This is a genomic window from Flavobacterium sp. MR2016-29, from assembly GCF_015350695.1.
Lineage (GTDB): Bacteria > Bacteroidota > Bacteroidia > Flavobacteriales > Flavobacteriaceae > Flavobacterium.
The window spans coordinates 55743-68135 of record NZ_JADKPU010000009.1; the positions used below are offsets into that span (position 1 = coordinate 55743).

General features: G+C 35.2%; 9 protein-coding genes and 1 tRNA gene. All 10 read right to left on the reverse strand.

Translation table 11 applies throughout. From position 1 onward, the window contains the following. Window positions 1–354: 354 nt before the first annotated feature. Window positions 355–666, reverse strand: a complete 312-nt coding sequence (locus IR010_RS17435; protein ID WP_012024017.1) for a DUF3467 domain-containing protein — start codon at window positions 664–666, stop codon at window positions 355–357. A 10-nt stretch (window positions 667–676) separates the two neighbouring features. Further along, a complete protein-coding gene (gene rpoC / locus IR010_RS17440; RefSeq protein ID WP_029273448.1) occupies window positions 677–4984 on the reverse strand; it encodes a DNA-directed RNA polymerase subunit beta' in 4308 nt (1435 codons plus the stop codon). A 272-nt stretch (window positions 4985–5256) separates the two neighbouring features. Next, window positions 5257–9069, reverse strand: coding sequence for a DNA-directed RNA polymerase subunit beta (gene rpoB, locus IR010_RS17445; RefSeq protein ID WP_029273447.1), 3813 nt, complete (start codon window positions 9067–9069; stop codon window positions 5257–5259). 267 nt (window positions 9070–9336) lie between these two features. Beyond that, window positions 9337–9708, reverse strand: a complete 372-nt coding sequence (rplL, locus tag IR010_RS17450) for a 50S ribosomal protein L7/L12 (protein WP_007807437.1) — start codon at window positions 9706–9708, stop codon at window positions 9337–9339. An 89-nt stretch (window positions 9709–9797) separates the two neighbouring features. Further along, entirely contained in the window at window positions 9798–10301 is a 504-nt protein-coding gene (gene rplJ / locus IR010_RS17455) for a 50S ribosomal protein L10 (protein ID WP_194605628.1), read from the reverse strand. Window positions 10302–10323: 22 nt separating this feature from the next. Next, window positions 10324–11013: a 50S ribosomal protein L1 gene (rplA, locus tag IR010_RS17460; protein WP_017496725.1), complete on the reverse strand. Its 690-nt coding sequence runs from the start codon at window positions 11011–11013 to the stop codon at window positions 10324–10326. Window positions 11014–11026: 13 nt separating this feature from the next. Then, the gene (gene rplK / locus IR010_RS17465) at window positions 11027–11464 is read right to left on the reverse strand and encodes a 50S ribosomal protein L11 (protein ID WP_029273445.1); all 438 of its coding nucleotides are present in this window, start codon (window positions 11462–11464) and stop codon (window positions 11027–11029) included. 67 nt (window positions 11465–11531) lie between these two features. After that, window positions 11532–12083 carry a transcription termination/antitermination protein NusG gene (gene nusG / locus IR010_RS17470; RefSeq protein WP_029273444.1) on the reverse strand — a complete coding sequence of 184 codons (552 nt, stop codon included), beginning with the start codon at window positions 12081–12083 and terminating at the stop codon, window positions 11532–11534. A gap of 10 nt (window positions 12084–12093) precedes the next feature. Then, on the reverse strand, window positions 12094–12294 hold the full coding sequence (gene secE, locus IR010_RS17475) for a preprotein translocase subunit SecE (protein ID WP_029273443.1): 201 nt from the start codon (window positions 12292–12294) through the stop codon (window positions 12094–12096). 19 nt (window positions 12295–12313) lie between these two features. Then, window positions 12314–12384, reverse strand: a tRNA-Trp gene (locus tag IR010_RS17480). Between the last annotated feature and the right edge of the window lie 9 nt (window positions 12385–12393).

Here is a 12393-nt window from a genome sequence, read left to right on the forward strand (position 1 = left end):
TAAGTTAAAAGCATTTATCACACTGCTTATTACTTATATAGAGTACATTTTTCATAAAAAGGTTGGAAGAATTTAAAAATTATTTTTCATTATAAAAATTAAATATAATTTCAGGAAACAATAAATCAAAAAAAGCGCTAGTTTATCACTAGCGCTTTTTTATTAACTTGAATTAAATTAACCATACTAAGTTATTATATTTCAAAAATTAATCTTTTTAGGAATCATTAAAAGTAAAATATTAAAAGGATGAAATGAAATTTAGTCGACGAAAGTAAAAATAATCCGTTAAAGAGCATTTACTTCATTGTGCATCCAAATAAAAAAAGCCCCATTACTGGGGCTTTTAATAATTTATGCTTGTCCTGCCGGACCAAAATTAAGCGGTATTGGTGCTTGTTCTGTCTCTTTGATTTCGCCATGAGCGGCTTCAAATCGATGAATATTTTCACCTATCGCACGCAATAATCTTTTAGCATGTTGCGGTGTCAAGACAATTCTTGACTTTACCTTGGCTTTAGGAATACCGGGCATAATGCTCACAAAATCTAAAACAAACTCTGATGAGGAGTGATTTATAATTGCTAGATTAGAATAAATTCCTTCTGCAATAGTTTCATCTAACTCAATGTTAATCTGCTCTTGTTGTTGTTTCGGATTACTCATAGTTTCCTAATTAATAAATATATTCTTCTTTATTAGCCATCATTTCATTGTAATCGTCTTTAGAACCTACGATAGTGTTATCGTATTCTCTCATACCAGTTCCCGCAGGAATTCTGTGTCCAACAATTACATTTTCTTTTAATCCTTCTAAATCATCTACTTTACCAGCTACTGCAGCTTCGTTAAGTACTTTTGTTGTTTCTTGGAAAGAAGCAGCAGAGATGAATGATTTAGTTTGTAGCGAAGCTCTTGTAATACCTTGTAAAACTGGCGTTGCAGTTGCAGTAATTACGTCTCTAGCTACAACTAGATTTTTATCAGTTCGTTTCAACAATGAGTTTTCATCACGTAAATCACGAGGCGAAATAATCTGACCTGGTTTCAATACAGCAGAATCTCCAGCGTCTTCAACTACTTTCATACCATATAACTTATCATTTTGAACGATAAAGTCTTTAGTGTGAATTAATTGATCTTCTAAGAATAATGTATCTCCTGGATCTTGAACTCTTACTTTACGCATCATTTGACGAATAACTACCTCAAAGTGCTTGTCATTAATTTTTACCCCTTGTAAACGGTATACCTCTTGAATTTCATTTACCAAGTACTGTTGAACAGCAGCTGGACCTTGAATTCTTAAGATGTCATCTGGTGTAATTGCACCGTCAGACAATGGAACTCCCGCTCTTACAAAGTCATTTTCCTGAACTAAGATTTGGCTAGAAAGTTTAACTAAATACTTTTTAATCTCACCAAATTTAGATTCGATAACAATTTCGCGGTTACCTCTTTTGATTTTTCCAAAAGAAACAACACCGTCAATTTCAGAAACAACCGCTGGGTTCGAAGGGTTACGAGCCTCAAGCAACTCAGTAATTCTTGGTAAACCTCCCGTGATATCGCCTGCTTTAGAAGAACGACGTGGAATTTTTACTAATACTTTACCTGCTTTAATTTTCTCACCGTTCTCAACCATAAGGTGGGCTCCTACTGGTAAGTTATACGAACGAATCAATTCACCTTCTTTACCGTAAACCAATAAAGTTGGAATTAATTTTTTGTTTCTCGCTTCAGAAATTACTTTTTCTTGGAAACCTGTCTGCTCATCGATTTCAACCATGAATGATTGTCCTTGCTCTAAATCCTCGTAAGCAATCTTACCAGTAAATTCAGAAACAATTACACCATTATATGGATCCCATTTACAGATCACAGATCCTTTAGTAACTACTTCACCATCCTTAACGAAAATACTAGATCCGTAAGGAATATTGTGTGTATTTAAAACGATTCCAGTTTTTTCGTCAACTAATTTTAATTCAGTTGAACGTGATACTACGATATCAACCGCATTACCTTCGCTATCCTCACCTTTAACAGTTTTTAAATCTTCAATTTCAAGTCTACCGTTGAATCTTGTAACAATACTAGATTCTTCAGAAATACCTCCAGCAACCCCTCCAACGTGGAACGTACGAAGTGTTAACTGTGTACCTGGCTCTCCAATAGATTGAGCTGCAATAACTCCGACAGCTTCACCTCTTTGTGTCATCTTACCAGTAGCTAAGTTTCTACCGTAACATTTAGCACAAATACCTTTTAAAGCCTCACAAGTTAATGGAGATCTAACTTCTACTTTTTCAATTGGAGAAGCTTCGATAGTTCTCATAATTGCTTCAGTAATTTGTTTACCAGATTCAACCATTACTTCATTAGTAAGTGGATTTATAACATCTTGCAAAGCAACACGTCCTAAAATTCTTTCTCCTAATGATTCAACGATTTCCTCATTTTTCTTCAATGCAGAAACTTCAACACCTCTTAGAGTTCCACAATCTTCGATGTTTACGATAACATCTTGAGAAACGTCATGAAGTCTTCTTGTCAAGTAACCAGCATCGGCTGTTTTAAGAGCCGTATCCGCAAGACCTTTACGAGCACCGTGAGTAGAAATAAAGTACTCAAGGATCGAAAGACCTTCCTTAAAGTTAGAAAGAATCGGGTTTTCAATAATCTCACCACCACCAGCAGTAGATTTTTTAGGCTTAGCCATCAAACCACGCATACCAGTTAACTGACGAATTTGTTCCTTAGAACCCCTCGCCCCAGAGTCAAGCATCATATATACAGAGTTGAAACCTTGTTGGTCTTCTCTAATATTTTTCATTGCTAATTCTGTCAACTGAGCATTTGCTGAAGTCCATACGTCAATAACTTGGTTGTAACGTTCGTTATTAGTAATAAGACCCATATTATAGTTAATTGAGATACCTTCAACTTGTTCTCTGGCATCAGCAATCAATTTAGTTTTTTGTTCTGGAATTCTAATATCGCCTAAAGAGAATGATAAACCTCCTCTAAATGCAAATTTATAACCCATATCTTTCATATTGTCCAAGAAAGCCGCAGTTGTAGGTACATCAGTCACACTTAAAATGTGTCCGATAATATCTCTAAGGTTTTTCTTAGTCAATACATCATTGATATATCCAGCTGCTTCAGGTACTACTTCGTTAAATAATACACGTCCGGCAGTAGTTTGAATGATTTTGTACACTAATTCTCCAGCATCATTAAAATCTTTTGCTCTAATTCTAACACGAGCATTCAATTCTAATCTTCCTTCGTTTAATGCAATGTTTACTTCTTCAGCAGAATAGAAAGTTAAGTCTTGACCTAAAATTACATGTTCTGGTGTTGAGATACGTTCTTTGGTCATATAATATAGACCCAAGACCATATCCTGAGAAGGTACAGTAATTGGAGCACCATTTGCAGGGTTCAAGATATTGTGAGAAGCCAACATTAATAATTGTGCCTCTAAAATAGCCTCTGGTCCTAATGGCAAGTGAACTGCCATCTGATCCCCATCAAAATCGGCGTTGAAAGCCGTACATACTAATGGGTGCAATTGGATCGCTTTTCCTTCAATTAATTTTGGCTGAAAAGCTTGAATACCAAGTCTGTGTAACGTAGGAGCACGGTTAAGTAATACCGGGTGACCTTTAATTACGTTTTCAAGGATATCCCAAACTACAGGCTCTTTTTTGTCTATAATTTTCTTAGCAGATTTTACTGTTTTAACAATACCTCTTTCAATCAATTTACGGATTACGAAAGGTTTGTATAATTCAGATGCCATATCTTTTGGCAATCCGCATTCGAATAATTTTAATTCAGGACCAACAACAATTACCGAACGAGCAGAATAATCTACACGTTTTCCAAGTAAGTTTTGACGGAAACGTCCTTGCTTACCTTTTAAGGAATCTGATAACGATTTTAATGGTCTGTTAGATTCTGTTTTAACTGCAGAAGCTTTACGAGTGTTATCAAATAATGAATCTACAGATTCTTGCAACATACGTTTTTCGTTTCTTAAGATAACTTCAGGAGCTTTAATCTCCATTAATCTTTTTAAACGGTTGTTACGGATGATTACACGACGATATAAGTCATTTAAATCTGAAGTTGCAAAACGACCTCCATCAAGTGGTACAAGCGGACGTAATTCTGGTGGAATAACAGGAACCACTTTCATAATCATCCATTCAGGACGGTTTTCGCGGTTTAGGTTAGACTCACGGAAAGACTCAACAACTTGTAATCTTTTTAAAGCTTCAGTTTTACGTTGTTTAGATGTTTCGTTGTTAGCGCTGTGTCTTAATTCATAAGATAAAGCATCTAAATCAATACGAGCTAATAAATCCATAATACATTCTGCTCCCATTTTGGCAACAAATTTATTAGGATCTAAATCATCTAAATATTGGTTTTCCTGTGGAAGAGTATCTAAAATATTCAAATATTCTTCTTCAGTTAAGAAATCTAATCTTTGTAATGATTCTCCGTCTGCATTTTTAGCAATACCAGCCTGGATTACTACGTATCTTTCATAGTAAATGATCATATCTAATTTCTTAGATGGAAGACCAAGGATATAACCAATTTTGTTTGGAAGAGAACGGAAATACCAGATATGAGCAATTGGCACAACAAGGTTGATGTGTCCTACTCTGTCACGACGTACTTTTTTCTCAGTAACTTCAACACCACAACGGTCACAGATGATACCTTTGTAACGAATTCTTTTATATTTACCACAAGCACACTCAAAATCCTTAACAGGTCCGAAGATTCTTTCGCAGAAAAGTCCATCACGCTCTGGTTTGTGAGTTCTGTAGTTAATTGTTTCAGGTTTCAACACCTCTCCTCTTGACTCTTTCAAGATAGATTCTGGCGAAGCTAATCCAATTGAGATTTTGTTAAATCTTTTTACTGGATTTTTATCTTTATTATTTCTATTATTCATCATAGTTTTTACTATTGATTTATCTGCAATTAAAAAATTGATTTTAACTTATAACCTTCTCTTTAAAAAGAGTAAAACCATCAAGTCACTACCACGGATTACTTCTCTAAACTTCAAACGTCAATTTTGAAGTGCTAATTACCAACCTTCTAGGCTTAAGTAAAAAATCGGAACGGGTTACGGGTATAAATCCTAAAAACTTTATTTTAATAAACAGCCTCAGTCTCAGCTTTCAGTGTTGAACTGAATACTGAGACTGTAACTGAAAACTTTATTTATTCTTCTAATCGAATGTCAAGTCCAAGACCTTTTAATTCATGCATTAATACATTGAATGATTCAGGTAATCCAGGCTCTGGCATAGACTCTCCCTTAACGATAGCTTCGTAAGTTTTAGCTCTACCAATAACGTCATCCGACTTAACTGTTAAAATTTCACGAAGTGTACTTGATGCTCCATAAGCTTCAAGTGCCCAAACCTCCATCTCTCCAAAACGCTGACCTCCAAATTGAGCTTTACCTCCAAGTGGCTGTTGCGTAATCAATGAGTATGGTCCGATAGAACGTGCGTGCATCTTATCATCAACCATGTGTCCTAATTTAAGCATGTAAATTACACCTACAGTTGCAGCTTGATGAAAACGCTCTCCAGTACCACCATCATAAAGGTATGTATGTCCAAAACGTGGCACTCCAGCTTCATCAGTTAATTCATTAATTTGATCTAAAGAAGCACCGTCAAAAATTGGAGTAGCAAATTTTCTACCCAAGTTCATACCAGCCCATCCAAGAACAGTTTCATAAATCTGACCAATGTTCATACGTGAAGGTACCCCAAGTGGATTCAATACGATATCTACCGGTGTTCCGTCTTCAAGGAAAGGCATATCTTCATGACGAACGATTCTTGCAACAATACCTTTGTTACCGTGACGTCCCGCCATTTTATCCCCTACTTTCAGTTTACGTTTTTTAGCGATATAAATTTTCGCTAATTTCAAGATTCCAGATGGTAATTCATCTCCAACTGTAATAGTGAATTTTTCTCTTCTTAAAGATCCTTGTAAGTCGTTCAGCTTAATTTTATAGTTATGAATTAAATCATTAACCATTTTATTAGTAGCATCATCAGCAACCCATTGACCTTTGCTTAAGTGAGCGAAATCTTCTACTGCGTAAAGCATTTTTTGAGTATATTTTTTACCCTTTGGTAAAACTTCTTCACCCAAATCATTCATTACACCTTGAGATGTTTTTCCGTTAACGATCAAGAATAATTTTTCAACCAATCTGTCTTTTAATTCAACAAATTTAGTTTCAAACTCCATTTCTAAAGCGCCTAAAGCATCTTTATCCTGAGTACGTTTGCGTTTATCTTTTACGGCTCTTGCAAATAATTTTTTGTCAAGAACAACACCATGTAAAGATGGAGACGCTTTTAATGAAGCATCTTTTACATCTCCTGCTTTATCCCCGAAGATTGCACGAAGCAATTTTTCTTCTGGAGTAGGATCTGATTCTCCTTTTGGTGTAATTTTTCCGATCAAAATGTCGCCAGGTTTAACCTCTGCTCCAATTCTAATCATACCGTTTTCATCTAAATCTTTAGTAGCTTCTTCAGAAACGTTAGGAATATCGTTTGTTAACTCTTCATTACCTAACTTAGTATCTCTAACCTCTAATGAATAATCATCAACGTGGATAGAAGTAAAAATATCATCACGAACTACTTTTTCAGAAATTACAATCGCATCCTCAAAGTTATACCCTTTCCATGGCATGAACGCAACTTTTAAGTTTCTACCTAAAGCTAATTCACCATTTTGCGTAGCATATCCTTCTGATAATACTTGGCCAAGAATAACTCTATCACCTTTTCTTACGATTGGTTTCAAGTTAATACTTGTTCCTTGATTGGTTTTTCTAAATTTAATTAAGTTGTATGTTTTTTCATCAGCATCAAAACTTACCATTCTTTCTTCTTCAGTACGGTCGTATTTGATAGTAATGATATTAGCATCAACATATTCTACAGTTCCATCTCCTTCAGCATTAATCAATACTCTAGAATCTGAAGCCACTTGACGCTCTAAACCTGTACCAACAATTGGTGCTTCTGGGCGAATCAAAGGAACCGCCTGACGCATCATGTTAGATCCCATCAACGCACGGTTCGCATCATCATGTTCCAAGAAAGGAATCAATGAAGCCGAGATCGAAGCGATCTGGTTAGGAGCAACGTCTGTATAATGTACTGCAGATGGCTCAACAACTGGGAAGTCACCTTCCTCACGAGCAATAACATTGCTAGCTGTAATTTTACCAGAAGCATCCATTTCAATGTTTGCCTGAGCAATCATTTTTCCTTCTTCTTCTTCAGCACTTAAATAGATAGGTGTACTTTCTAAATCAACTACACCATCAGTAACTTTACGGTAAGGAGTTTCAATGAATCCCATTCCGTTAACTTTTGCATAAACACCAAGAGATGAAATCAAACCAATGTTTGGTCCCTCAGGAGTTTCAATCGGACATAAACGACCGTAGTGAGTATAGTGAACGTCACGAACCTCAAAACCAGCTCTCTCTCTCGAAAGTCCACCAGGTCCAAGTGCAGATAATCTTCTTTTGTGTGTAATCTCAGCTAATGGATTCGTTTGATCCATAAATTGAGATAACTGGTTAGTACCAAAGAAAGAGTTGATAACTGACGATAATGTTTTAGCATTAATCAAATCAATTGGTGTAAACACCTCGTTATCTCTAACGTTCATTCTCTCACGAATAGTTCTAGCCATACGAGCTAAACCAACACCGAATTGTTGAGACAATTGTTCACCAACTGTTCTAACACGACGGTTTGATAAGTGATCAATATCATCAATCTCCGCTTTAGAGTTGATCAATTCGATCAAATATTTTACAATGGTAATGATATCTTCTTTGGTAAGCACTTGCTTTTCCATCGGGATATCTAAACCAAGTTTTTTGTTCATTCTATAACGACCAACTTCACCTAAGTTATAACGTTGATCAGAGAAGAACAATTTATCAATAATACCACGAGCAGTTTCCTCATCAGGCGGTTCAGCGTTACGCAACTGACGGTAAATGTGCTCTACAGCTTCTTTTTCAGAGTTTGTTGGATCTTTTTGTAACGTATTGTGGATAATAGCATAATCTGCTTGATTATTATCTTCTTTGTGTAACAAAATAGATTTAACGTTAGAATCGATGATTTCTTCAACATTATCTTTGTCGATAATAGTATCTCTATCAAGGATGATTTCGTTACGTTCGATAGAAACTACCTCACCAGTATCTTCATCAACGAAATCCTCATGCCATGTGTTTAATACACGAGCAGCAAGTCTTCTTCCAATATATTTTTTAATACCTGTTTTAGAAACTTTAATTTCCTCAGCTAAGTCAAAAATTTCAAGGATATCCTTATCTCTTTCGAATCCAATAGCACGGAATAAAGTTGTAACCGGTAATTTTTTCTTTCTATCGATATAAGCATACATTACGCTGTTGATATCTGTAGAAAATTCTATCCAAGAACCTTTAAAAGGAATAACTCTGGCAGAATAAAGTTTTGTTCCATTTGCGTGGAATGATTGACCAAAGAAAACCCCAGGAGAACGGTGTAGTTGAGATACTACTACACGCTCAGCACCATTGATAACAAAAGTACCGCTTGGAGTCATATAAGGTATTGTTCCAAGATAAACATCTTGTACAATAGTTTCAAAATCTTCGTGTTCCGGGTCAGTACAGTATAGTTTCAACCTAGCTTTTAAAGGCACACTATAAGTAAGACCTCTCTCTATACATTCTTGAATTGTATAACGTGGTGGATCTACAAAATAATCTAGGAACTCCAATACAAAGTTATTTCTTGTATCTGTGATTGGAAAGTTTTCCATGAAGGTGTTGTACAACCCTTCGTTGCCTCTTTCGTCAGATTTAGTTTCTAATTGAAAAAAATCTTTAAAAGATTTAACCTGAACATCTAAGAAATCCGGATAGTCAGGAATATTTTTTGTAGAGGCAAAATTCAATCTTTCAGTCTGATTTGTTATCATCAATGGACAAAATTTTGATTAAAAAAAAGTAATTTTTTGTGTAAAAACACACACTGTTTAATCTATACTTTCTTATTATAATCAATACATCTTTAAAAATAAACCGATAAAAATTAGTTCAATTTTTTTTCTTCGTATTGATCAAAAACTTTTTCGTATTTTAAACTATTTGATAATAAAACTTGATCTATTTTATTATACGAAAAATGGTTTAGGCCATTGAGCGTTCACTCAAGACCTAAACCTAGTTCTTAAAACCGAGTTGAATTATTTAAGCTCAACTACAGCTCCAGCTTCTTCTAATGATTTTTTAAGACCTTCAGCCTCTTCTTTAGAAACACCTTCTTTAACGTTACTTGGAGCACCGTCAACTACATCTTTAGCTTCTTTAAGACCTAAACCTGTAAGTTCTTTTACTAATTTTACTACTGCTAATTTAGAAGCACCAGCTTCTTTTAATACAACTGTAAATTCAGTTTGTGCTTCTTCAGCAGCACCTTCACCACCACCAGCAGCAACTACTACAGCTGCAGCAGCAGGCTCGATACCATACTCGTCTTTTAATATTGTTGCTAATTCGTTAACTTCTTTAACTGTTAAGTTAACTAATTGTTCTGCGAATTGTTTCAAATCTGCCATTTTTTCTATCGTTTAAAATGATTTGTAAAATTATATTTTGTTTATTGTGCGCTATTTAAGCTACGAGGGAAATTCCCTCATAAAAATTATTATGCTTCCGCTTCTTCTTCGCTAGCAGCGAATTTGTTTTGTAAAGCAGAAATAATTCTTTGAGCAGGAGATTGTAATAATCCAATAAGTTCTCCAAGAAGTTCTTCTTTAGATTTAATAGTAGCTAATGCCTCTAATTGATTATCTCCAATATACACTTCAGAATTGATGTAAGCTCCTTTTAAAACTGGTTTATCAGATTTCTTACGGAAATCTTTGATAATTTTTCCAGGTGCATTTGCAACATCAGAAATGAATATAGCACTATTACCAGTTAAAACTGTTGGTAAATCACCATAATCATTAGCAGAAGCTTCCATTGCTTTTGCAAGCAAAGTGTTCTTTACAACTTCTAATTTGATACCTGCTTTAAAACAAGCTCTACGTAAGTTTGAAGTTGTCTCTGCGTTTAATCCAGAAATATCAGATACATAAATGATATTTGTACCAGCTAACTGCGCAGTTAAATTTTCAATCGCGATTGATTTTTCTTCTCTAGTCATACTAAAAATTTTTAACTACCAATTATACTGCTTTTGGATCCAATGCAATAGCAGGACTCATAGTGCTTGTAAGGTGAATACCTTTAATATAGGTACCTTTAGCAGCAGTTGGCTTAAGTTTTATTAATGTTTGAATAATTTCGTGTGCGTTGTCAACAATTTGCTCAGCTCCAAAAGAAACTTTACCAATTCCTGCGTGAACGATACCAGTTTTATCAACTTTAAAGTCAATTTTACCAGCTTTTACCTCTGCAACAGCTTTTGCAACATCCATAGTTACAGTACCTGTTTTAGGGTTTGGCATTAAACCTCTAGGTCCTAAAATACGACCTAATGGACCTAATTTACCCATAACAGCTGGCATAGTGATGATAACATCAACATCTGTCCAACCATCTTTAATTTTTTGTAAATAATCGTCAAGACCTACATAGTCAGCACCAGCTTCTTTAGCTTCCGCTTCTTTATCTGGAGTAACCAATGCTAATACTTTAACGTCTTTACCTGTTCCGTGAGGTAATGTAACCACACCTCTAACCATTTGATTCGCTTTTCTTGGATCTACACCCAAACGAACTGCGATATCAACAGACTCATCAAATTTTGCAGAAGCAACTACTTTTAATAATGCCGCAGCATCTTTAAGAGAATATAGTTTGTTCTTTTCAATTTTTGAAGCAGCCTCTTTTTGCTTTTTTGTTAATTTTGCCATGTCTTTTTCTTAATTAAAAAGGAGCTTCTCCTGATACAGTTATACCCATAGATCTAGCTGTTCCCGCAACCATACTCATTGCAGCCTCAATAGTGAATGCATTTAAGTCAGGCATTTTGTCATCAGCAATTGCTCTAATTTGTTCCCAAGTAACACTAGCTACTTTTTTACGATTAGGCTCACCAGAACCAGATTTTAGCTTTGCAGCTTCCATTAACTGAACCGCTGCTGGAGGAGTCTTAACAACAAAATCGAATGATTTGTCTTTATACACAGTGATTTGCACTGGGCATATTTTGCCAGGTTTATCTTGAGTTCTAGCATTAAATTGCTTACAGAACTCCATGATGTTTACCCCAGCAGCTCCTAAAGCAGGTCCAACCGGTGGCGACGGATTCGCAGCACCTCCCTTAACTTGTAGTTTAACTACCTTACTAATTTCTTTAGCCATTTTTAAAAAATTTAACACTGCAATCAATGGAAGCGATTACAATGGTTATTATATATGTAACAAAAAATTATACTTTTTCAACTTGCATAAAACTTAATTCTAGTGGTGTTTTTCTTCCGAAAATCTTAACCATAACTTCAAGTTTACGCTTTTCTTCATTAATTTTTTCAACTGTACCGTTAAATCCATTAAAAGGACCATCGATCACTTTAACAGTTTCTCCTAAGTTGAAAGGAATAGCACGAGTATCTGTATTAACAGCTAACTCATCTACTTTACCTAACATACGATTTACTTCAGATAATCTCAAAGGAACAGGTTCTCCTCCTTTAATTTCTCCTAAAAATCCAATTACACTTGTAATAGACTTAATAATATGAGGTATCTCACCAACTAAGTTGGCTTCGATCATAACATATCCAGGGAAATAAACCTTATCCTTAGACATTTTTTTCCCTTCTTTTACAGTAACTACTTTTTCTGTAGGCACTAAAACTTGGGAAACATAATCACCCATACCTAGTCTGGCAATTTCAGTTTCGATATAAGCTTTGACTTTATTTTCTTGTCCGCTTACAGCTCTAACCACATACCATTTTTTCACATTATTATCTGCCATCACAAAAAAATTATCCTTTTTTTAACCAACTAAAAAATCCAGCCAAAGCTTTTGCAAAAAATTCGTCTACTCCCCAAGTTGCCAAAGCAAATAGAATCGAAAATACAGCCACAACAATTGTCAATTTTTGAACCTCAGCCCAAGCTGGCCAAGTAACATTTGACTTTAACTCTTCGAAAGCCTCTGATAAATAATTAGTAACTTTTGTCATTTGATATATTTTTTTATTGCACGGGCGGAGGGATTCGAACCCCCATCAACGGTTTTGGAGACCGCTATTCTACCCTTGAACTACGCCCGTAATTAAAGC